This is a genomic window from Corticibacter populi, from assembly GCF_004217315.1.
GTDB classification, from domain to species: Bacteria; Pseudomonadota; Gammaproteobacteria; order Burkholderiales; family Burkholderiaceae_C; genus Lampropedia; species Lampropedia populi.
This window is the reverse complement of sequence record NZ_SGWR01000003.1, coordinates 624689-643910: the sequence shown is the minus strand read 5'-3', so window position 1 is coordinate 643910 and position 19222 is coordinate 624689. Positions and strand designations below refer to the sequence as shown.

Sequence of the window (19222 nt, the reverse complement as noted above, 5' to 3'; positions counted from 1 at the left end):
GGCAATGCCGTATTCAGCACCATTGCAATGCCATCACCGGCCAGCGCATGCCACGGCTGACAACCACAAAACCACAAAGCCGCCAATCCTTCAGCCCCAGCCCCGCAGCCGCATGGTCGCGCGGGTGATGCGTTCCTGCTCGCTCTCGACCTCGAGCAGGTTGTCGCGCACCGACAGCACATGCTCGCGCGCGGCGCGCCAGGCGGCATCGGGTTTGCGCTGCTCGATGGCGCGGAAGATGCGCAGGTGCTGCCGGTCGATCTGCTGCTTGTAGAGCGGCCGGCTGTAGAGGTGGCTGACGGAGGCATAAACGCTGCCGAGCATCAGCTCGCTGAGGAATTCGAGCGTGTGCACCAGCACCGGGTTGTGCGCGGCCTCGGCGATCGCGCGGTGGAAGGCATGGTCGCGGCGTGCCTGCTCTGCCGCTTCCAGCGGCGGCTCGCCCGGCTGGGTGCGCAGCGCCTGCGCCGCCTGCCAAGCCTCGAAATGGCGCCGGATCAGCACCATGTCGGCCGTGGTGGCGCGCGAGGCGGCCAGCCGCGCGGCTTCGGCTTCGAGCAGCACGCGCACTTCCAGCAGGTCGAACAATGTGCGCGGCTGCGATGCGAAAAGGTGCAGCAGCGGTCCGGCATCGCGCGCCGGACTGGTCGCCGCGACGAACGAGCCACGGCCGTGCTCGGTGCGGATGATGCCGCGCCCGCGCAGGATGCGCAGGCCCTCGCGCAGGGCCGAGCGCGAGCAGCCGAGCCTGTCCATCAGGCGCCGCTCCGAGGGCAGCGCCTGTCCCACCCTGAGCACGCTGTCGACGACCAGCCGCTCGATGTGCTCTGCCACGAGATCGGCCACCTTGCGGTGGTTGAGACCGGCTGCGGCAGGTGCCTGGGCAGGCCTTGATTCACTGGTCATTTCACTGGTCATACCAGACCATCCCCTTCAAGAAATGCCTTGAAAATATGCATTGAATTCAAGGATTATCCGTCATCACAGGGAAAACCATCAGTCATAAACTGGTATGACCACTAGACAACCTGCTTGAGACAGATGGAACCCGATCGCATAATGCGCGGACATTCCAACCATACCCTGCCGGTCCCGCCCAGCCGGCCTGCCGACGATGAACATCCTGTACGACGAACGCGTCGATGGCGCCCTGCCCGACGTGGACAAGGGCGCCCTGCTGGCCGCGCTGCGCGAGGCCGAGCCGGCGCTGAAAATCCTGCACCAGCCCGAACAGCTGCGCCCCTACGAGTGCGACGGCCTCTCGATGTACCGCACCACGCCGCTGCTGGTGGTGCTGCCCGAGCACATCGAGCAGGTCGCCGCAGTGTTGCGCATTTGCAAGGAGCGCCGGGTGCCGGTTGTCGCACGCGGCGCCGGCACCGGTCTCTCGGGCGGCGCGCTGCCGCTCGAGAAAGGTGTGCTGCTGGTGATGGCCAAGTTCAAGCGCATTCTGGAGATCCATCCCGAAGGCCGCTTTGCCCGCGTGCAGCCGGGCGTGCGCAACTTGGCCATCTCGCAGGCCGCCGCGCCCCATGACCTGTATTACGCGCCAGACCCGTCCTCGCAGATCGCCTGCTCGATCGGCGGCAACGTGGCCGAGAACGCCGGCGGCGTGCACTGCCTGAAGTACGGGCTGACGGTGCACAACGTGCTGAAGGTGGAGATGCTCACCATCGACGCCGAGCCGGTCACGCTCGGCAGCGACGCCCTGGATGCCCCCGGCTTCGATCTGCTGGCGCTCTTCACCGGCTCCGAAGGCATGCTGGGCGTGGTGACGGAAGTGACCGTGCGCCTGCTGCCCAAGCCGGTGGTGGCCAAGGTGCTGATGGCCAGCTTCGACGACGTCGAAAAGGCCGGCCGCGCGGTCGGCGACATCATCGCCGCCGGCATCATCCCCGGCGGGCTGGAGATGATGGACAAGCTCTCCATCCACGCCGCCGAAGACTTCATCCACGCCGGCTACCCGCTCGATGCCGAGGCCATCCTGCTGTGCGAGCTCGACGGCGTCGAGTCCGACGTGGACGAGGATTGCGCGCTGGTGCGCGAGGTGCTGACCAGGGCCGGTGCCACCCAGGTGCAGCAGGCCAGGGACGAGGCCGAGCGCGCGCGTTTCTGGGCCGGCCGCAAGAACGCCTTTCCGGCGGTGGGGCGCATCTCACCCGACTATTACTGCATGGACGGCACCATTCCGCGGCGCGAGCTGCCGCGCGTGCTGCAGGGCATCAGCGACCTCTCCGAAGAGTACGGCCTGCGCGTGGCCAACGTGTTCCACGCCGGCGACGGCAACATGCACCCGCTGATCCTCTTCGATGCCAACACGCCTGGCGAGCTGGCCCGGGCCGAGGCGCTGGGCGGCAAGATCCTGGAACTGTGCGTGCAGGTGGGCGGCAGCATCACCGGCGAGCACGGCGTGGGCCGCGAGAAGATCAACCAGATGTGCGCGCAGTTCGGCAGCGACGAAATCACCTTCTTCCACGCCGTCAAGGCCGCCTTCGACGCCGAGGGCCTGCTCAACCCCGGCAAGAACATTCCCACGCTGCACCGCTGCGCCGAGTTCGGCGCGATGCACGTGCACCACGGCCAGTTGCCCCACCCGGAACTGGAGCGATTCTGATGAACCACGCCGCTACCCTCCCATCGACTCTCGCCGCCATACCCAGCCAGGACCGCAGCCGCGAACTGCTCGAGCAGGTGCAGGCCGCCATCGCCTCGCGCACACCGCTGACCATCGCCGGCAGCGGCAGCAAGGCTTTCCTGGGGCGCCAGCTGCAGGATGCGCGCCTGCAGGTGTTGGACGTGCGCGGCCACCGCGGCATCGTCTCCTACGACCCGACCGAGCTGATCATCACCGCCCGTGCCGGCACGCCGCTGACCGAGCTGCAGGCCGCGCTCGATGCCGGTGGCCAGATGCTGGCCTGCGAAGCGCCACACTTCGGCCCCGGCGCCACCGTCGGCGGCATGGTCGCCGCCGGGCTTTCGGGCCCACGCCGGCCCTGGGCCGGCGCGGTGCGCGACTTCGTGCTGGGCACCCGCCTCATCAGCGGCCTGGGCACGCAGTTGCGCTTTGGCGGCGAAGTCATGAAGAACGTCGCCGGCTACGACGTCTCGCGCCTGCTGGCCGGCAGCCTCGGTTGCCTGGGTGTCATCACCGAGGTCTCGTTCAAGGTGCTGCCCAAGCCGCGCTGCAGCGTCAGCGTGCGGCAAGCCATCCCGCTCGATCGCGCGCTGGCGCGGCTGCGCGAATGGGGCCAGCAGCCGCTGCCCATCAGCGCCGCCAGTCACGACGGGGATTTCCTCAGCCTGCGCTTCGAGGGCAACGAGGGCTCGGTGCGGGCCGCGCAGGAACGCATCGGCGGCGAGGAGATCGACCCCGCGTGGTGGGATTCCCTGCGCGAACAGCGCCTGCCGTTCTTCGACACTGCCGCCGATGCGCAGCCGCTGTGGCGCCTGTCCGTGCCGGCCTGGGCCGCGCCGCTGGACATGCCCGGCACGCAACTGATCGACTGGGGCGGCGCGCAGCGCTGGCTGCGCAGCGATGCGCCTGCCGATGCCATTCGCACCGCCGCAGCGGCCGTGGGCGGCCATGCCAGCTGCTTCACGGCCGGCCACGCCGAAGTACCGCTGCACCCGTTGACGCCCGCCGTGCTGCGCCTGCACCAGAACCTGAAGAAGCAGCTCGACCCAAGCGGCATCTTCAACCCCGGCCGCATGTACGCCGAACTCTGAGTCCCCATTCAAAGAACCTCCCCACGAGAGATTTCCCATGCAAACCAACCTCAGTGAAGCCGCCAGGGCCCTGGAGCATGCCGCCGAGGCCGAGCGGGTGCTGCGCACCTGCGTGCACTGCGGCTTCTGCAACGCCACCTGCCCGACCTACCAGGAGCTGGGCAACGAGCTCGACGGCCCGCGCGGCCGCATCTACCTGATCAAGCAGTTCCTCGAACACGACGCCGTCAGCGAGACCACGCAGGAGCATCTGGACCGCTGCCTGTCCTGCCGCAACTGCGAGACCACCTGCCCGTCGGGCGTCGAATACCACAAGCTGCTGGACATCGGCCGCTCGGCCATCGAGGCGCGGGTGCCGCGCCCGGCCAGCGAGCGCGTGCTGCGCGAAGGCCTGCGCCAGGTGCTGCCACGCCCCGCCGTCTTCAAGGCCTTGTTCAAGACCGGCCAGGCACTCCGGCCCATCCTGCCGCCACGCCTGGGCAGCAAGATGCCGCGCCAGATCGCCCCGCCCGGCCAGCGCCCCGCGCCCCGCCATGCGCGCCGCATGCTGATGCTCGAAGGCTGCGTGCAGCCCAGCCTCTCGCCCAACACCAACAGCAGCACCGCGCGCGTGCTCGACCGGCTGGGCATCAGCATCGAGCCGGTGCGCGAGGCCGCTTGCTGCGGCGCCGTGGACTACCACATGAATGCCCAGGAGGTGGGCCTGGCGCGCGCGCGCCGCAACATCGACGCCTGGTGGCCGCAGTTGCAGGCCGGCGCCGAGGCCATCATCCAGACCGCCAGCGGCTGCGGCGCCTTCGTCAAGGAATACGGCTACATCCTGCGCGACGACCCCCAATATGCCGAAAAGGCCCGCATCGTCAGCGAGCGCGCCCGCGATCTGCTGGAAGTGCTGGCCGCCGAGGACCTCGAGTCGTTGCGCATCGAATCGGACCAGAAGGCCGCCTTCCACTGCCCGTGCACGCTGCAGCATGCGCAGAAACTCGGCACCGTGGCGCAGCAGGTGCTCACGCGGCTGGGTTTCAACCTCACCGCCGTGCCCGACGCGCACCTGTGCTGCGGCTCGGCCGGCACCTACTCCATCACCCAGCCGGAACTCTCGAAGAAGCTGCGCGACAACAAGCTCGACGCGCTCGAGAGCGGCAAGCCCGACCTCATCGTCACCGCCAACATCGGCTGCCAGACCCATCTGGACGGCGCCGGCCGCACGCCGGTGCGGCACTGGATCGAGGTCATCGACGCGGCGCTGCAAGGCCAGCCGGTCTGAAAGCCTGTTGACGAGGCGCTGGGACCGGCACACGCTGGCCGGCCCGCCCTGCCTTCATCGCGCCGGTGGCGGTGGCCCGGCGTCTTCTTCCAGCACCGGCAGTTGCAGCCCGTACTTGAGGCGGCGCAGCACCACCGAGGTCTTGAAGTGGCGCACGTTGTCGTCGCCCTCGAAGAGGCGGCGCGCCAGCGCATCGTATTCCTCCATTGACGGCAGGGTGATGACCAGCAGGTAATCGGTCTCGCCAGTGACCGAATAGCACTGCTGCACGGCCGGTTCGGCAGCGATGCGGCGGTACAGCGGCGCGCGCAGTTCCGGTTTTTCGCTCTCGAGCTGCACCTGCACCATCAGCATCAGCGGACGCCCCACCTTGGCGGGGTCGAGCACCGCCACCTGCCGGGCGATCACGCCACTGTCCTCGAGCCGACGGATGCGCCGCTGCACGGCCGGCGCCGAGAGGTTGACGCGCTCGGCGATCTCGCGTTGCGGCATGCGGTTGTCGCGCTGCAGCAGGTCCAGGATCGCCAGATCAAAGCTGTCGAGCGCATGTGTCTGTTTGGGCATGTTCATAGAGCGGAAATTGCGCAAAACCCTTCGAAAAACAGCTTTTGAATCCATGGTTGCGCAATATATTCTCGCCCATGTTGCTGCAAGCCTCCATCCGCCACCATCCTTTCCTGTTGCCCGTGCTCGCCGTCATCGGCGCGGTGACCTCGCTGGCACTGGGCACCTCGCATGCCAAGCAGCTCTTCCCGCTGATTGGCGCGCAGGGCACCAGCGCGCTGCGCGTGGGCCTCTCCGCACTGGTGCTGCTGATGCTGTGGCGCCCGTGGCGCTGGCCGCTGGGCCGCGTCGATGCCATCACCGTGCTGCGCTACGGGCTGACACTGGGCGTGATGAACCTGCTGTTCTACATGGCCATCCGCAGCATCCCCTTCGGCGTCGCGGTGGCCATCGAGTTCACCGGGCCGCTGGCCGTGGCACTGTATTACTCGCGCCGCCGGCTCGACTACCTGTGGGTGCTGCTGGCGGTGCTGGGCCTGCTGCTGCTGCTGCCGCTGGGCGATGCATCGGCCGCGCAGCTCGACCCGGTCGGCATCGCCTATGCGGCCGGCGCGGCCGTGTGCTGGGGCACCTACATCGTGTTCGGCAAGCGCGCCGGCCATCTGCACGCGGGCCAGACCGTCTCGCTGGGGATGCTGGCCGCCGCCATGGTGGTGGTGCCGGTCGGCGTGGCCCATGCGGGCACGGCGCTGCTGCAACCGCAGGTGCTTCTGATCGGCCTGGGCGTGGCCATCGTCTCCAGCGCCATTCCGATCTCGCTGGAGATGTATGCGCTCAAGCGCCTGCCGCGCGAGACCTTCGGCATCATGGCCAGCATGGAGCCGGCCGTGGCGGCGCTGGCCGCCATGCTGTTCCTCCATGAGGTGCTGGACCTGCAGCAATGGCTGGCAATCGCCTGCATCATGATGGCCTCGATCGGCAGCATCGGCGCTGCCAGCCGCCAGCCTGCCGGGCAAACCCGGCAGGCCTGAGGACCTTGTCCACGTTATGTGGACGTTACGCGGATGACCCTTGCGGCGGCCGGCGCTGCCGGATGCAGCAGCGCGCCAGCCCGACGGCGCAGGCGGTGCCCTCCAGCACCGGCTGGCCGAGCCGCTCGGCCAGCGCTGGCCCGTAGCCACACAGCACCGCCCCGGCCAGTACCACGCTGCTGGCACCCTGCTGCAGCAATGGCTGGGCTGCCTGCGCCAGGGCCTGTAGCAGGCTGACCTGCACCCCCATCTCGGCCGGGTCGAAATCGTCCGGCCACTGCGCGGCCGCCACGCCAATGAGCCGGCCGGCCAGGCCGAGCTCGGCGATGTGAGCGGCATAGAGCGGCACCATGTCCTGCCCCAGCGTCAGCACGCCAAAGCGTTCACCCTGCAGACAGGCCACCAGGCAGGCCGCCTCGGTCATGCCGATGACCGGCCGCGGCCGCATGGCATCGCGTGTAATCCGCAGGCCACTGTCGAGCGACATGCCCACGATCAGCGCGTCATGCGCCCCGCCATGCGCCTGCGCCAGCTGCAGCACGGTCTGCGCGGCCTGCCGGGCCTGCTCCGGCGACTGGATCACGGCTGGGCCCTGACTGGCGGTACAGGTTGCCAGATGCTCGCCGGGCAGCAGCGCCGCCCGCGCAGGCACCGCCATGCGCTCGGAAATGCTGGCGGAGGTATTGGGATTGATCAGCAGAATCCGCATGGCCGGCGTCATCGCGCAAAGACGGCGTCGAGGTCGACGTCGGTGCCGTCGCGGTGCAGCACCAGGCCTTTTTCGATGTGGGCCAGGTGTTCAAGCATCAGGGCACATGCCCGCTCCTCGTCATGCTGTTCGATGGCATCGATCAGCCGACCATGCTCGTCGGCCCGGCAGGTGGTGCGCGTGGGCGAGTCGTACAGGGCGATGATCAGCACGGTCACCGTGCACAGGCGGTTCATCGACTGGATCAGCGCCGAATTGCCAGCCAGTTCGGCCAGCAGCGTATGGAATTCGCCCGAGAGGCGGATCACCGCGTGCTGGTCGTCGCGTACCCTGGCATCCATTTCACGGGCCACGTGCGCGCGCAGGCTTTGCAGGTGCTCATCCGAGAGATGCTGGATGAGGCGGCGAATCACCGCCGGCTCGATGAGGCGGCGTGCCTCGAAGACGTGCATGGCCTGCTCGGGCGTGGGGCGTGCGACGAATGCGCCGCGCTGGGGAAACAGCTCGACCACCTGGTCGTAGCCCAGCCGCGCCAGGGTCTGGCGGATGCGAGCGCGGCTGACACCGAATATGCCCGCCAGCCGGTCCTCGCCGAGCTTCGTGCCCGGCGGCAGGCGGCGCTCCAGAATCGCCGCGTGGATCTTCACATAGATGTCGTCTGCCGCGCCTTGCGCACCGGCGGCATCGGATGAAGGGGTTGCATGGGACTTGGGCATCAGCATTGTGGCCGGTCAGGCCTGTCGTCGTTCTTGTCTTGTTCAGTGTGGCACGGGTATGGGAGACACAGGCAGGAACTGCGCCAGCTCCACGGTGATGCGCTGCCGGAGCCGGCCTCCCGGTCCACCGGTGCGCATCTCATTCCATTTCCAGATCGATCGTGAACGCGAAGGCAAAGCGCAGACATTACGTGCGTAAGGCAAGCGAAGCCGACAAAGTGCACGATTGATCTGGAAATGGAATCACTTCCAGCCATACAGCGCCCCCCAGCCCTGTACGCCCGCCGGATCGCCGCCGGCAGCCCGCAGCATGCCCCAGACCGTGGTGCTGACGGTATCGAGCAGCGGAATGCCGTGCCGGGCTTCGAAAGGCACCGCCAACTGGGCGGCGTGCAGGTTGGTGCAATAGGTCACCACGGCCTGCGGCGCGGCGGGCACCGTGCCCTCCATGCAGGCCAGCAGGCGTTGCGGCGGAACCTGTGCAAAGGCGTGATTGTCGCGGATGTTCTCGTGCGTATGCGCCACCACCTCGATGCCCTCGCGCCGGTAGTTGTCGATGATGCGCTGCTGCACATCCGCCGTGTAGGGCGAGACGATGGCGATGCGCTGCATGCCGCGCAGCCGCAGCAACTCGTTGACGGCCAGTATGGCGGTGGTGGCGACGATGCCGGTGTGCGCCTGAATGCGCGCGGCCAGTTGCCGATCCTTCTCGAAGCCCAGCCAGCCGGCGGCCGTGCCGCTCCAGCCGATCACGTCGACCTTGGCATCGGCCAGCAGCTCCGCCGCCGCCAGGATCTTGCTGTCGTCGAACTGCCCCAGGGCCTGTTCGCTCAGCGCGATCTCGGTGACCTTGAAGCGCGAGAAATGCGCGCTGGCGCCGGGAATCGAGGCCACGATGGCACTGGTCAAGGGCTCCAGTGCGGTGTTCGAGGAGGGCGTCAGCACTCCCAGGCGCAGGGGTCGGGTCATCCGAGTTTCCTTTGTCATGGATTCAGTTCCGCTTCATTCAGTTCGGCGCTTCTTGCTGCCTTCATCCACCCGCGGGCTGAAACAGCACACGGCTTTGTGGGCATCCGATGCATGGTGTACCGCCTCGATCTCCGCACCAACATGGAGCAATCATCGACCCAATACGGTGCAAGGCACGCATCAAAACAGATCGTAAACAATGCATTTTGTCATTGTCGACAATTTAAAGCACTTTTGATGCCAGCAACCAACCATCAATCACCAGCCTCATAGGAATAGCTGTGATTTTCCGTCAATTCTGGCACGTTCCTTGCTGACAAACCCGCTCATCCTCTATCTCTTTTCCTGAAAATCATCCATTTTTTTGTAGACAGTAATGTCAACAAAAAGGAAAAGGAAAAGAGATTTCGCTCAAGACAAAGGACAGCATGGTTCAGCCTTTCGATCTGGTGTTGCGCAATGCCCGTGCGGTCACGGCCAGCGACACCTTCCTGACCGACATCGCCATCCAGGATGGCCGCATCGTGCAACTGGGGCTGGGCCTGGGCGTGGCGCGTCGTGAGCTGGACGCGGCCGGTCGCACGGTCACGCCCGGCGGTGTCGATGCCCATTGCCACCTCGACGAAATCACCAGCGGCCCGGTGCGCATGGCCGACGATTTCGACAGCGGCACGCGCAGCGCCGCCTGCGGCGGCACCACCACTGTCATCCCGTTTGCGGCCCAGCGGCGCGGCCATTCGTTGCGGGCGGCGGTGGAGGCCTACCGGCAGCGCGCCGAGGGTCTCGCGCACGTGGACTACGCCTTCCACCTCATCGTCACCGACCCGACCCCCGCCGTGCTCGAGGAAGAGCTGCCGGCCCTCATTGCCGAGGGTTTCACGTCGTTCAAGATCTACATGACCTACGACGACATGAAGCTGGACGATGGCCAGATCCTCGACGTGCTGGCGGTGGCCCGCCGCCATGGCGCGCTGGCCATGCTGCATGCCGAAAATGCCGACTGCATCCAGTGGCTGACACGGCGCCTGCTCGCCCAGGGCCACAGCGCGCCGCGCTACCACGCCCAGGCACGCCCGATGCTGGTCGAACGCGAAGCCACCCATCGCGCCATAGCGCTGGCCGAGCTGGTCGACGTGCCGATCCTGATCGTGCATGTCTCGGGACGCGAGGCGGTCGAGCAGATCCAGTGGGCCCGCACGCAGGGCCTGCAGGTCTTTGCGGAAACCTGCCCGCAATACCTATTCCTGACCGCCGAGGATCTGGGCATCGACGAGAGCTACCATGGCGCGCGCTGCGTGTGCAGCCCGCCGCCGCGCGACCGCGCCAACCAGGACGTGATCTGGCAGAACCTGCGCAACGGGCTGTTCACGGTGTTCTCCTCCGACCATGCACCCTTTCGCTTCGACGGCACCGAAGGCAAGCAGCCCGGCGGCCAGCAGGTCTCGTTCGACCACATCCCCAATGGCATCCCGGGCCTGGAGACGCGCCTGCCGCTCTTGTACTCGGAAGGCGTGCTCGGCGGGCGCATCAGCGCCAACCAGTTTGTCGAACTCACATCCACCAACCCGGCCAAGGCCTACGGCCTGCATCCGCGCAAGGGCAGCATCGCCATCGGCAGCGACGCCGACCTGGTGGTCTGGCAGGAAGGCCGCCACGTCATCCGCAACCAGGCGCTGCACCACAACGTGGACTACACACCCTATGAAGGCATGGAGCTCAAGGCCTGGCCGGCGCTGACGCTGGCGCGCGGCGCCATCGTCTGGGACGGCCAGTTCCATCCGCAGCGCGGCCACGGCCAGCTGCTGCGCTGCGGCCTGCACAGCCTGCTGCCGCGCCCGCCCGTGCCGTGAGCGGCCAGGCTCTCCGGCAACTCGCAGCCCCCGCCCCCTTTTCCTCTTTTCCTCTCCCCCGCCACCACCCCAACCTCAGGAGTTTCCACATGTCCCGCACCTCCCGCCCTGTTCGCCGCCTGCTTGGCATCGCCGCCACCGTGTTCTCGATGACCGCCGCAGGCCAGGCGCTGGCACAAGCGCCCATCACCTACAAGGTCATCGGCCAGCCCGCCGCCACCGGCCTGGTCCAGAAGAACTACGAGCGCCCCTTCTTCGAGGAGTTCGCCCAGCGCACCGGCCTGAACATCAATGCCGACTACAAGCCGGTGGACCAGCTCGGCATCAAGGACACCGAGCAACTGCGCGTGATGAAGGCCGGCCTCTTCGACATCGTCTCGCTGCGCGTGTCGCAGAACTCGCGCGATGAGCCCACGCTGCTCGGCCTCGACCTGGTGGGCGCCGCCCCCGACTACGCCACTGCCCGCAAGGTCTACGAGGCCTACCTGCCGGTGCTCGACGAGCGCCTGCAGAAGCAGTTCCGGATCAAGCTGCTGGGGGCCTGGCCATTCGGCCCGCAGATTCTGTTCTGCAAGAAGCCGGTCACTTCGCTGGCCGACCTCAAGGGCCTGAAGGTGCGCACCTACGACCAGAACCTGGCCAAGTTCATGGAAAGCGTGGGCGCCTCGCCGGTGCCGCTGTCCTTCACCGAAGTGCACCAGGCGCTGTCGCTGGGTGTGGTCGACTGCGCCATCACCGGCCCCAGCTCGGCCAACAGCTCGGGCTGGCCGGAAGTGGCCACGCACCAGTATGGCCTGGGCGTGCAGATGGCCATGAATGCCTATGGCATCGGCCTCAACCAGTGGAACAAGCTCAGCGCCGAGGAACAGGCCAAGCTGCAAGCCGCCTTCACCAAGCTGACCGATGACATCTGGACCTATTCCGAGGAGTTGACCGCCGATGCCATGGCCTGCAACGCCGGCAAGGACAGCTGCGAGATGGGCAAGAAGTACCACCTGATCGACTCGCCGCTGCAGGACGCCGACCGTCAGGTGCTGACCGAAGCCGTCGCGAAGATCTCCGTACCGACCTGGGCCGAGATCTGCGACAAGGCCAACAAGAGCTGCTCGGCCGACTGGAAGGCCACTGCCGGCAAGGTCATCGGCATCGAATAAGCCGCCGCCGCCCGGCCACGCCCAAGCGGACCGGGGCCGGGCGGCACCTGCCATCGATCCACAGGAATCGACCATGAAAGAAAAACTGGAACAAGTCCTCTCGACCCTGTTCGGCCTGATCTTCATCGCGCTGTCGCTGGTTGTCGCCGTCGAGACGCTGATGCGCAAGATCTTCAACGTCTCCATGCAGGGTGCCGACGAGCTGGGCGGCTATGCGCTGGCCATCGGCAGCACGCTGGCCTTCACGGTGGCGCTGCTCGGGCGCAGCCATGTGCGCGTGGACGTCTTCTTCGCGCACTTTCCCAAGCGCCTGCGCACGCTGATCAACTGGCTCTCGGCCGTGATGATGATGGCGTTCGCACTGCTGCTGGCCTGGCTGGGCTGGGAGTCGCTGCTCGATTCCTATGACTACAAGAGCGTCTCGCAGACGCCCTGGGCCACGCCGCTGGTCTACCCTCAGTCGATCTGGGTGCTGTGCCTGGCGATCTTCGCGCTGGCCGCAGCGGCATATGCGGTACTGGCGACCATCTGGCTGCTGCAGGGCAAGTACAAGAAGATCGACGCCATGCTGGCGCCCAAATCCACCCAGGACGAGGTCGAGGAAGAGCTCGAAGACCTGCAGGCCCGCCAGCAGGATGAGCCCGCACCGGCCATCGCCCACCCCATCCACCCTGAACGAGGTGCCCAATGAGCTTTACCGCCTATATCATCGTGGGCTTCGCCGGCATGCTGGGCATGATGCTCATCGGCCTGCCCATTGCCACCTCCATGGCCTTCGTCGGCATCCTGGGCGGCTTGGCCGCCTATGGCATGCCGTTCATAAACTCCATTGCCCCGGTGGTCTGGGGCGTGCACAACGACAGCCTGCTGACAGCCATCCCGCTCTTCGTGATGATGGGCGAGCTGCTGCTGCGCTCGGGCATCGCCGACCGCATGTTCGGCGCCATCGGCGCCTGGTTCGGACGCCTGCCCGGCGGCCTGCTGCACGCCAACATCGGCTGCAGTGCGCTGTTTGCCGCCACCTCCGGATCATCGGTGGCCACCGCCGCGACCGTGGGCACAGTGGCCTTGCCTTCGCTGCACCAGCGCGGCTACCGCATGAGTTCGGCGCTGGGCTCGATCGCCGCCGGAGGCACCCTGGGCATTCTCATCCCGCCCTCGGTCAACCTGATCGTCTACGGCTCGCTGACCGACACCTCGATCGGCCAGCTCTTCATGGCCGGGCTGATTCCGGGACTGCTGCTGGCGGGCTTCTTCATGCTGTGGGTGCTGATCCAGGCGCTCTGGGACGGCAACACCCAGCGCGAGCCGCTGGTGCCGCTGGCCGAACGACTGCGCCTGCTCAAGGACCTGGTGCCGCCCGGCGTGGTGTTCATCGTGGTCATGGGCAGCCTCTACAGCGGCATGGCCACCGCCACCGAATCGGCGGCGCTGGGCCTGACCTGCGCGCTGTTCTTCTGCTGGCGCTCGGGCCGCCTCAACTGGGCGCTGCTGCAGAACTGTTTCATGCAGACCGCGCGCACCAGCGGCATGATCCTGCTGATAATGACCGCGGCCTTCATCCTCAACCTGACCATCGGCCTCACGGGCGTGGCCGAGGCGATGACCGAATGGGTCACCTCCTTCGGCCTCTCGGCCACCGCCACCTTGCTGATGCTGCTGGCCTTCTACCTGATCGTCGGCATGTTCATGGACGTCATGAGCCTGATGGTGGCCACCGTGCCCATCACCTTCCCCATCGTCAGCGCGCTCGGCGTCGATCCGGTGTGGTTCGGCATCTTCATCGTGCTGATGTGCGAGCTGGGCCTGATCACGCCGCCGGTGGGCATGAACCTGTTCGTGGTGCACGGCATCCGTCCCGACAAGGGCTCGATCAACGACGCGATCATCGGCGCCGCACCCTACGTGGTGGTGCTGCTGCTGTTCTCGCTGCTGATGATTGCCTTCCCCTCGCTGGCCACCTGGCTGCCGCAGGCGATGCGATGACCCGCCCGCTCCCGCCTCTCTGGCAATACTCCGCGCAAGAGCTGCAGGTCGCCTATCGCGCACAGGAGTGCTCGCCGGTCGACGTGCTGCAGGCCTGCCTGGCGCGCATCAACCAGGTACAGCCGCGCATCGGCGCCTTCACCGCGCTGCGGGCCGGGGCCGCCATGGCCGAAGCGCACGCCAGCGCCAAGCGCTGGCGCGGCGGCACGCCGCTCTCGGCACTCGACGGCGTGCCAGTCTCGATCAAGGACAACCTCCTCACCCGCGACATGCCCACCACCTGGGGCTGCCCGGCGCTGGCGACCTACCAGCCGCCCGGGGAGGAACTGGCGGTCACCCGCCTGCGGCAGGCCGGCGCGCTGATCGTCGGCAAGACCAACGTGCCGGAATTCACGCTGGAAGGCTATACCGACAACCCGTTGTTCGGCCCCAGCCGCAACCCATGGGACCTGGCGCTGACGCCGGGCGGCTCCAGCGGTGGGGCGGCCGCCAGCGTGGCGGCAGGCTGCACGCCGCTGGCCATCGGCACCGATGGCGGCGGCTCCACGCGCCGGCCCGCCGCGCACTGCGGCCTGGTCGGACTCAAACCCTCCATCGGCACCGTGGCACGCAGCGCCGGCCTGCCCAGCCTGTTGCTCGACTTCGAGGTCATCGGCTTGCTCGCACGCGACGTGGCGGACGTCCAGCTGGCTCTGCACGTCCTCGGCGGCCCTGACCCGGCCGACCGGGAGTCCTGGGCCGCCCAGGCGGTACGGCAGGCCCAGGCCGGGATGCAGGCAGCGACACCGGCACCAGAATCCTTGCGCATCCTTTACGTCCCGGCGCTGGACGACTGCCCGGTCGATCCGCAGGTGGCCCGCCAATGCGCCGCTGCCATGTCGGTACTGGAGCAACTCGGCCACCGCGTCACCCGGGGCGAGCTCCCGCTGGACCTGACGGCCATCAATGCCAACTGGCCGTACGTCTCGCAAATCGGCCTGGACCATCTGTTTACCCAGCATCCGGCATGGCGCGAGGGCGCTTCAGCCAAATACCAGGCCATGGCTGCCGAAGGTGCGGCCCAGCCTGGCCGGCGCCTCTGGGAAATCTGGACACAGGTGCGGCAGCTGCGGCAGGACTGCGCCGGCCTGTTCGCGCAATGGGACTGCATCGCCATGCCCAGTGCCGCAGCACTGCCGTGGCCGGCCGCGCAGGCCTGGCCCGCCGAGATCGCCGGCCAGGCGGTGGGCCCGCGTGGTCATGCCGCCTTCACCGGCTGGGTCAACGCAGCCGGCCTGCCGGGCCTGTCCGTACCCACTGCGCCGGCCGATGGTGGCCCGCATGCCGGCCTCTCGACTGGCCTGCCCATTGGCCTGCAGCTCATCGGGCCATTCGGTACCGAAGACCGGCTGCTGACCTTGGCGGCCGGCTATGAAAGCCTCTTGCCATGGCGCGCCCGCCGACCGCCGCTCTGATCAGCCCCGGCAGCCCCTGCTGCTCACAGCTGCACCAGAGCGGAGCCAATGCCGTCGAAGCTGGCCTCGACCAGATCGCCCGGTTGCGCCCATGGCATGCCGATCCAGGTGCCGGTGGTCACCACCGTGCCCGCTGCCAGCGTGCCAAAACGCTGCGTGGCATGAACCAGCCATTGCGGCAGCAGCCAGGCCGGATCCTGCAGCGAATGCGTCCCTTGCCGCTCGATGAGCGGTTGCGAGCCGATGCGCACACGGCAGACCTGGGCCTGCCAGTCACGCGCCTCGAACGGCACCCATGGGCCGAGCACCAGCGCGCCATGGGACTGCAGATCGGCGAGCTTGAGCCATTCGTTCGCACCGGCCTGCTGCTGCCAGCGGAAATCCACCAGTTCGATGGCCACCGCCATGGCATCGACCAGCTCGGTGGCCTGCGCATGATCCAGATGCTGCGCCTGCGCGGGCGTTACCGCCTGGCCGAGCCGCAGCGCGATCTCCGCCTCGATGCCATGCACGTGCGCCGGCCAGTGCCGTGCATCGGCCGGGCTGGGCCAGACGCCGCCTGGCGGCAGCGGCGCATGCACCAGCGCCGCAGCGCGGCCGGGGCCACCGGCCTTCCAATGCATCGGGGCCGCGTCCTTCTGCCACCAGGCGAGCCGCTGCGCCACGGCGTCCTGCACCGCATACGCATCATCCGCACCCTGCAATGTCAGCTCCAATCCACTCGCATCGGCCTGCCGGCCTTGTTCGCGCGCTGCGCAGAGCAGCTGCACCATCTGTTCGACTTGCGCCGTCATTCCCATGGATCTCCCCAAAAACCGTTCCCAACCCACGGCCTTCCCAGAGAAGGCCGCGGCACCTGCGCGATTGTGCCGCAGACCGCTCCTCGCTCAGCAGCTGTTTCCGAAAGGTTCGCACCATGACACCCACCAACCCCGACTCCGAACTTCTCCGGCGCTTTGCGCCGCAGGCACAGCAACTGGACTGGCGCTGGCCCGGCGGGCGCGGGCTGGCCATCTCGTTCGTGCTGAACATCGAGGAAGGGGCCGAGCTGGCCATTGGCGCGGGTGACTCCATCAACGAGGCGGTGCACGAAGTCACCCACGCCATCGCCGACGTGCCCGACCTGTGCATGCAGACTCACTTCGAATATGGCGCTCGGGCCGGTTATGCACGCATCGCCAGCCGCTTCATCGCGCACGGTCTGCCGCTGACGCTCAACGTCTGCGGCCGCGCGCTCGAGCACACACCGTGGGTGACCGCGGATGCGCTTGCCCATGACTGGGAGCTGTGCGGCCATGGCTGGCGCTGGGAATCGCCCGCGCATATGGACGAGGCCACCGAACGCGCCACCATTCTTCGCACCATGGACAGCATCGGGCGCCACTGGGGCCGGCGTCCAACTGGCTGGCATTGCAAGTCGTCAGCGTCGCTGCGAACCCGCACGCTGCTCCAGGAGCTGGGCTTTCTGTACGACAGCAACGACTATGGCGGCGAGGTGCCCTGCACCATGCGGCGCGGCGACGGCAGTCCCTATGTGATCCTGCCCTATGCCTTTGACACCAATGACATGCGTTTCTTCGGCCAGGGCGCCTTCGTGCAGGCCGACGACTTCGCCCGCTATGTGATCGAAGCCATCGAGGTGCTGCAGGAGGAAGCGCGGCAGGCGCCGCGCCTCTTGACCATCGGCCTGCACACGCGCATTCTGGGGCGCCCGGCGCGCATCCGCGCGCTCGACCGGATCCTGCAGCATGTGCAGGCCCAGGCACAGCGGCAACCCGCCTGGGTGGCCACGCGCGAGGCCATGGCCCGGCACTGGCTGCAGTTGGAGCAGCAGCGCCAAACTGCGTAGCGAAGCGGTGGTATCAGAACCTGTTGACGATCTTTTCGCGGGGCACGCAGGAGATCAACAGGTTCTCAACCCTGGCTGGGCGCGGGCGTCGCCAGCAGGATCTCTTCCAGCGTGGTCGTGCCATCGGCGATGCGCTGGGCGCCGCCCAGGCGCAATGGCCGCATGCCGGCGGCCACCGCCTCGCGGCGCAGGATCGGCAGGCTGAGCTTCTGGTGGATCTGGTCGCGCACTGCCTCATTGACGGTGAGCAACTCATACAGGCCCAGGCGCCCGCGGTAGCCGCTCATGCGGCAGGCGATGCAGCCCACCGGCTTGTAGGCCGAGCAGCTTTTCTCGGCGAGGTTGATCTTCCAGGGCCGTACGGCCTCCTCCAGGGTGTGCAGGTCGAACTGGAGATCCGGCTGCTTGCAGCTCGGGCACAGCGTGCGCACCAGCCGCTGCGCCAGCACGCCCAGCAGGGTGGCATTGATCAGGTAAGCCGGCACGCCCAGTTCCATCAGGCGGGTGATGGCCGAAGGCGCGTCGTTGGTGTGCAGGGTGGAGAACACCAGGTGCCCGGTGAGCGCCGCCTGGATGGCCATCTCGGCGGTTTCCAGGTCGCGGATCTCGCCGACCATGATGATGTCCGGGTCCTGGCGCATCAGCGCGCGCAGGCCCTCGGCAAAGCCGAAGTCGATCTGCGGCTGCACCTGGGTCTGGTTGAAGGCCGGCTCGATCATCTCGATCGGGTCTTCGATGGTGCTGACGTTGACCTCGTCGGTGGCCAGGCGCTTGAGCGTCGAGTACAGCGTGGTGGTCTTGCCCGAGCCGGTCGGCCCGGTGACCAGGATGATGCCGTGCGGGCGCTTGACGAGTTGCTCCCAGCGCTTCGCATCGTGGCTGGAAAAACCCAGGTCGCCGAGGTTCTTGATGGTGGTGTCCGGATCGAAGATGCGCATCACCATCTTCTCGCCGAAGGCGGTTGGCAGCGTCGAGAGACGCATCTCGATCTCATCGCCACGCGGGTTGCGGGTCTTGATGCGGCCGTCCTGCGGACGGCGCTTTTCCACCACGTCGATGCGGCCGAGCAGCTTGATGCGCGCGATCATCGCGTTGAGCACACCGATCGGCATCTGGTAGACGGTGTGCAGCACGCCATCGATGCGGAAGCGGATGGCGCCCTGCTCGCGGCGCGGCTCCAGATGGATGTCGCTGGCGCGCTGGTCGAACGCATACTCCCACAGCCACTCGACCACCCGCACCACGCCCTGGTCATTGGCATCGAGCTGGCGATTGGAGCGGCCCAGTTCCACCAACTGCTCGAAGCTCGCCAGCGAGCCGCCAGCGCTGCTGCTGCTCTTCTGCGCCGAGCTGATCGAGCTGGCCAGTGCGTAGAACTCGCCAATATAGCGTTTGAGGTCGAGCGGATTGGTCATCACCAGCCGCACCGAGCGGCGCACCTGGCGCTCGATCTCTGGCACCCAGTCAGTGATGAAGGGCTCGCAGGTGGCAATCACCACCTCGCGCGGCTGCACCTGCAGCGGCAGCACGCCGTAGCGGCTGGCGTAGGCCGCGCTCATCACCTCGGCCACGCGCCCCACATCCGCCTTGAGCGGGTCGATGCGCACGCACTCCATGCCGGCGCGGCGCGCCACGAATTCCGCCAGGTCATCGAGACTGAGTGTGCCTGCCCCGTCGGCACGCTGCAGGGCAATGCCAGCCAGCCGTACCAGCGGGTTCTGCGAACTCTCGGCCCGCGAAAAGCGCGCAATGGTGCGCTGCGCCTCCTCGGGCGAGATCAGCTCGGCCGCATGCAGCCACTGCACCACATGCAGCCAGTCGAGCGGGCCGCTGAAATGCGCAACCTGCGGTTGGACGCCATCACCCTGGCCGGTCTCCAGCGCAATGCTGCCGCCCAGACCATGTGCACCCGCCTGGGTGTCGATGGATTCGGTGAGCGGCTGGGCCGGGTACTTGCTTTTTTCCATGGAGCGGCTTTCGTTTCGATGTGAAGGAAGCGCGTGCGAT

Annotated in this window: 17 protein-coding genes; 10 read left to right on the top strand and 7 right to left on the bottom strand. The window is 67.4% G+C overall.

The features are described from left to right. Nucleotides 1–90: 90 nt before the first annotated feature. A complete protein-coding gene (gene glcC / locus EV687_RS13790; protein ID WP_122228912.1) occupies nucleotides 91–906 on the bottom strand; it encodes a transcriptional regulator GlcC in 816 nt (271 codons plus the stop codon). Between the two features lie 208 nt (nucleotides 907–1114). Between glcC and glcD the strand changes: the two genes are divergently transcribed. From glcD to glcF, 3 genes are read left to right on the top strand one after another with little or no spacing between them, the layout of a single operon-like run. Then, nucleotides 1115–2614: a glycolate oxidase subunit GlcD gene (gene glcD / locus EV687_RS13785; protein ID WP_122227498.1), complete on the top strand. Its 1500-nt coding sequence runs from the start codon at nucleotides 1115–1117 to the stop codon at nucleotides 2612–2614. After that, nucleotides 2614–3726: a glycolate oxidase subunit GlcE gene (gene glcE / locus EV687_RS13780; RefSeq protein WP_122227501.1), complete on the top strand. Its 1113-nt coding sequence runs from the start codon at nucleotides 2614–2616 to the stop codon at nucleotides 3724–3726. The genes glcD and glcE overlap by 1 nt, the downstream gene beginning before the upstream one ends. A 37-nt stretch (nucleotides 3727–3763) precedes the next feature. Further along, nucleotides 3764–4993, top strand: a complete 1230-nt coding sequence (gene glcF, locus EV687_RS13775; RefSeq protein ID WP_122227504.1) for a glycolate oxidase subunit GlcF — start codon at nucleotides 3764–3766, stop codon at nucleotides 4991–4993. A 54-nt stretch (nucleotides 4994–5047) separates the two neighbouring features. Here the strand turns inward: glcF and EV687_RS13770 are convergent, their stop codons facing one another. After that, nucleotides 5048–5557, bottom strand: coding sequence for an Lrp/AsnC family transcriptional regulator (locus tag EV687_RS13770; protein ID WP_122228914.1), 510 nt, complete (start codon nucleotides 5555–5557; stop codon nucleotides 5048–5050). A 77-nt stretch (nucleotides 5558–5634) separates the two neighbouring features. On the opposite strand from EV687_RS13770, the gene EV687_RS13765 reads away from it, so the two are divergent. Next, on the top strand, nucleotides 5635–6528 hold the full coding sequence (locus EV687_RS13765) for an EamA family transporter (RefSeq protein ID WP_122227507.1): 894 nt from the start codon (nucleotides 5635–5637) through the stop codon (nucleotides 6526–6528). A gap of 25 nt (nucleotides 6529–6553) precedes the next feature. Here EV687_RS13765 and EV687_RS13760 read toward each other — a convergent pair whose 3' ends face one another. The 3 genes from EV687_RS13760 to EV687_RS13750 form a co-directional block, all read right to left on the bottom strand. Next, complete coding sequence (locus EV687_RS13760; RefSeq protein ID WP_130466523.1) at nucleotides 6554–7237, bottom strand: aspartate/glutamate racemase family protein; 684 nt, start codon at nucleotides 7235–7237, stop codon at nucleotides 6554–6556. Between the two features lie 8 nt (nucleotides 7238–7245). After that, nucleotides 7246–7953 carry a GntR family transcriptional regulator gene (locus tag EV687_RS13755; RefSeq protein WP_122228916.1) on the bottom strand — a complete coding sequence of 236 codons (708 nt, stop codon included), beginning with the start codon at nucleotides 7951–7953 and terminating at the stop codon, nucleotides 7246–7248. Nucleotides 7954–8196: 243 nt separating this feature from the next. Next, nucleotides 8197–8922, bottom strand: coding sequence for a maleate cis-trans isomerase family protein (locus EV687_RS13750; RefSeq protein ID WP_122227513.1), 726 nt, complete (start codon nucleotides 8920–8922; stop codon nucleotides 8197–8199). 428 nt (nucleotides 8923–9350) lie between these two features. On the opposite strand from EV687_RS13750, the gene hydA reads away from it, so the two are divergent. The 5 genes from hydA (at nucleotide 9351) to EV687_RS13725 (ending at nucleotide 15366) form a co-directional block, all read left to right on the top strand. Further along, nucleotides 9351–10772: a dihydropyrimidinase gene (gene hydA / locus EV687_RS13745; protein ID WP_122227516.1), complete on the top strand. Its 1422-nt coding sequence runs from the start codon at nucleotides 9351–9353 to the stop codon at nucleotides 10770–10772. Nucleotides 10773–10861: 89 nt separating this feature from the next. Next, complete coding sequence (locus EV687_RS13740) at nucleotides 10862–11926, top strand: TRAP transporter substrate-binding protein (protein WP_122227519.1); 1065 nt, start codon at nucleotides 10862–10864, stop codon at nucleotides 11924–11926. Nucleotides 11927–11999: 73 nt separating this feature from the next. Continuing rightward, entirely contained in the window at nucleotides 12000–12617 is a 618-nt protein-coding gene (locus EV687_RS13735) for a TRAP transporter small permease subunit (RefSeq protein WP_122227522.1), read from the top strand. Next, complete coding sequence (locus tag EV687_RS13730; protein WP_122227525.1) at nucleotides 12614–13912, top strand: TRAP transporter large permease; 1299 nt, start codon at nucleotides 12614–12616, stop codon at nucleotides 13910–13912. Before EV687_RS13735 ends, EV687_RS13730 begins: the two co-directional genes overlap by 4 nt. Then, the gene (locus tag EV687_RS13725; RefSeq protein WP_122227527.1) at nucleotides 13909–15366 is read left to right on the top strand and encodes an amidase; all 1458 of its coding nucleotides are present in this window, start codon (nucleotides 13909–13911) and stop codon (nucleotides 15364–15366) included. Before EV687_RS13730 ends, EV687_RS13725 begins: the two co-directional genes overlap by 4 nt. Nucleotides 15367–15389: 23 nt before the next feature. On the opposite strand, the gene EV687_RS13720 is transcribed toward EV687_RS13725, so the two are convergent. Continuing rightward, nucleotides 15390–16160: a fumarylacetoacetate hydrolase family protein gene (locus EV687_RS13720; protein WP_122227530.1), complete on the bottom strand. Its 771-nt coding sequence runs from the start codon at nucleotides 16158–16160 to the stop codon at nucleotides 15390–15392. Between the two features lie 122 nt (nucleotides 16161–16282). On the opposite strand from EV687_RS13720, the gene EV687_RS13715 reads away from it, so the two are divergent. Next, nucleotides 16283–17215 carry a polysaccharide deacetylase family protein gene (locus tag EV687_RS13715; protein WP_162846570.1) on the top strand — a complete coding sequence of 311 codons (933 nt, stop codon included), beginning with the start codon at nucleotides 16283–16285 and terminating at the stop codon, nucleotides 17213–17215. 65 nt (nucleotides 17216–17280) lie between these two features. Here the strand turns inward: EV687_RS13715 and tfpB are convergent, their stop codons facing one another. Beyond that, nucleotides 17281–19182, bottom strand: coding sequence for a type IV pilus assembly ATPase TfpB (gene tfpB, locus EV687_RS13710; protein WP_122227536.1), 1902 nt, complete (start codon nucleotides 19180–19182; stop codon nucleotides 17281–17283). Nucleotides 19183–19222 lie beyond the last annotated feature (40 nt).

Excerpts from the sequence above, each read along its gene's own strand:
- glcC (WP_122228912.1), bottom strand. The coding sequence starts at position 906 with ATGACCAGTGAATCAAGGCCTGCCCAGGCACCTGCCGCAGCCGGTCTC.
- glcD (WP_122227498.1), top strand. The coding sequence starts at position 1,115 with ATGAACATCCTGTACGACGAACGCGTCGATGGCGCCCTGCCCGACGTG.
- glcE (WP_122227501.1), top strand. The coding sequence starts at position 2,614 with ATGAACCACGCCGCTACCCTCCCATCGACTCTCGCCGCCATACCCAGC.
- glcF (WP_122227504.1), top strand. The coding sequence starts at position 3,764 with ATGCAAACCAACCTCAGTGAAGCCGCCAGGGCCCTGGAGCATGCCGCC.
- EV687_RS13770 (WP_122228914.1), bottom strand. The coding sequence starts at position 5,557 with ATGCCCAAACAGACACATGCGCTCGACAGCTTTGATCTGGCGATCCTG.
- EV687_RS13765 (WP_122227507.1), top strand. The coding sequence starts at position 5,635 with ATGTTGCTGCAAGCCTCCATCCGCCACCATCCTTTCCTGTTGCCCGTG.
- EV687_RS13760 (WP_130466523.1), bottom strand. The coding sequence starts at position 7,237 with ATGCGGATTCTGCTGATCAATCCCAATACCTCCGCCAGCATTTCCGAG.
- EV687_RS13755 (WP_122228916.1), bottom strand. The coding sequence starts at position 7,953 with ATGCCCAAGTCCCATGCAACCCCTTCATCCGATGCCGCCGGTGCGCAA.
- EV687_RS13750 (WP_122227513.1), bottom strand. The coding sequence starts at position 8,922 with ATGACCCGACCCCTGCGCCTGGGAGTGCTGACGCCCTCCTCGAACACC.
- hydA (WP_122227516.1), top strand. The coding sequence starts at position 9,351 with ATGGTTCAGCCTTTCGATCTGGTGTTGCGCAATGCCCGTGCGGTCACG.
- EV687_RS13740 (WP_122227519.1), top strand. The coding sequence starts at position 10,862 with ATGTCCCGCACCTCCCGCCCTGTTCGCCGCCTGCTTGGCATCGCCGCC.
- EV687_RS13735 (WP_122227522.1), top strand. The coding sequence starts at position 12,000 with ATGAAAGAAAAACTGGAACAAGTCCTCTCGACCCTGTTCGGCCTGATC.
- EV687_RS13730 (WP_122227525.1), top strand. The coding sequence starts at position 12,614 with ATGAGCTTTACCGCCTATATCATCGTGGGCTTCGCCGGCATGCTGGGC.
- EV687_RS13725 (WP_122227527.1), top strand. The coding sequence starts at position 13,909 with ATGACCCGCCCGCTCCCGCCTCTCTGGCAATACTCCGCGCAAGAGCTG.
- EV687_RS13720 (WP_122227530.1), bottom strand. The coding sequence starts at position 16,160 with ATGACGGCGCAAGTCGAACAGATGGTGCAGCTGCTCTGCGCAGCGCGC.
- EV687_RS13715 (WP_162846570.1), top strand. The coding sequence starts at position 16,283 with ATGACACCCACCAACCCCGACTCCGAACTTCTCCGGCGCTTTGCGCCG.
- tfpB (WP_122227536.1), bottom strand. The coding sequence starts at position 19,182 with ATGGAAAAAAGCAAGTACCCGGCCCAGCCGCTCACCGAATCCATCGAC.